Source organism: Phytobacter sp. V91, from assembly GCF_965644225.1.
In the GTDB taxonomy this organism is placed as follows: Bacteria; Pseudomonadota; Gammaproteobacteria; order Enterobacterales; family Enterobacteriaceae; genus CBFFRJ01.
On the sequence record NZ_CBFFRJ010000287.1, the window covers coordinates 1 to 988 of the forward strand.

Here is a 988-nt window from a genome sequence, read left to right on the forward strand (position 1 = left end):
GCGTATCGTTGCCTGTGCCGCCATGGAGACTGTCATTGCCGCTGCCGCCATACAGTGTGTCATTGCCTTCTCCGCCATCCAGCAGGTCATTTCCTTTGTCGCCATCAAGGGTATCATTGCCCTCATCGCCGTACAGAACATCCTTACCTGCCGCACCATACAGCGTGTCGTTGCCCCCGCCCGCGTGGATTTCGCTCCCTTCAGCGTAGGCCCACAGTTTCTGGGCGTCATCCGTTCCCTGCAGGAGCCAGTTCCTGACGGTTTCAACATCCCATACCGTCCCATCAGCAAACGCTATCTGCTCTACCTGATTTTTGTTGGCATAGAAAAAATCTTTGAGGGTGACGCTGTCGTCCGTTCCGTCCACCGACAGGACCAGGCTTTTCCAGAACCCGTTCGTCCGGGTCAGCCGGATATCTTCCGGACGGATGCCCTCGCCAAACCGCAGCACATCCACATCGCCACTGTTGGTGCTGTTCTCGTAGAAGGTGTCCTGACCGCCACCGGCATTAAACAGGTAGGTGTCGCTGCCGGTGCCGCCTTCAGGCGTATCGTTGCCTGTGCCGCCATGGAGACTGTCATTGCCGCTGCCGCCATACAGTGTGTCATTGCCTTCTCCGCCATCCAGCAGGTCATTTCCTTTGTCGCCATCAAGGGTATCATCGCCCTCATCGCCGTACAGAACATCCTTACCTGCCGCACCATACAGCGTGTCGTTGCCCCCGCCCGCGTGGATTTCGCTCCCTTCAGCGTAGGCCCACAGTTTCTGGGCGTCATCCGTTCCCTGCAGGAGCCAGTTCCTGACGGTTTCAACATCCCATACCGTGCCATCAGCAAACGCTATCTGCTCTACCTGATTTTTGTTGGCATAGAAAAAATCTTTGAGGGTGACGCTGTCGTCCGTTCCGTCCACCGACAGGACCAGGCTTTTCCAGAACCCGTTCGTCCGGGTCAGCCGGATATCTTCCGGACGGATGCCCTCGCCAAA

General features: G+C 57.3%; 1 protein-coding gene. It reads right to left on the reverse strand.

The window, feature by feature from the left end; genetic code table 11:
• On the reverse strand, nucleotides 1-988 hold a 988-nt coding region (locus ACSZO4_RS25685), incomplete at both ends, for a calcium-binding protein (protein ID WP_437891907.1).